Raw genomic sequence first — 573 nt, 5'->3', positions numbered from 1 at the left:
CCCGGCTGTACCGGCCGGTTGCCGGCGAGGACGAGACGTGGCCGCACCTGGCCCCGGTGCTGTCCAGCAAGACGATCGACTGGGAGCTGATCCGCCAGCAGTACGACCAGATCGTCAAATACACCACCGCGCTCCGCCTGGGCACGGCCGAGGCCGAGCAGGTGCTACGACGCTTCACCTGCGGCGGCCCGAAGCACCCGACCTACCGGGCGATCGAGGAGCTCGGCCGCGCTGTGCGGACAGCGTTCGTCTGCGACTACCTGGCCAGCCCCGAACTACGGCGGGAGATCCACGAGGGCCTGCAAGTGGTGGAGAACTGGAACTCCGCCAACCACGACCTGTTCTACGGCAAGGACGGGGACCTGACCGGCGCCGACCGCGAGAGCCAGGAGATCTCGATGCTCGCCCTGCACCTGCTGCAGGCTGCCCTTGTCCACGTCAACACCCTGCTGCTGCAGAGGTCCTGGCCGAGCCGAAGGGGGTCGAGCGCCTCGGCGATGCCGATCGGCGCGCGTTGTCCCCGCTGTTCTGGACTCACGTCAACCCCTACGGCCGGTTCGAGCTGGACATGAG

The 573-nt window shown here is 68.2% G+C and carries 1 protein-coding gene; it reads left to right on the top strand.

Features of this window, described 5'->3' with window-relative positions; all coding sequences use genetic code 11:
• Positions 1 to 572 (top strand): Tn3 family transposase (locus B7L92_RS39010; RefSeq protein ID WP_255311387.1); only part of this gene is annotated, 572 nt, incomplete at its 5' end.
• Position 573 lies beyond the last annotated feature (1 nt).

The sequence above is a fragment of the Streptomyces viridosporus genome (assembly GCF_002078235.1).
GTDB lineage: Bacteria > Actinomycetota > Actinomycetes > Streptomycetales > Streptomycetaceae > Streptomyces > Streptomyces viridosporus.
The sequence above is the reverse complement of the archived record's forward strand: the minus strand, read 5'-3'. Positions and strand labels throughout refer to the sequence as shown.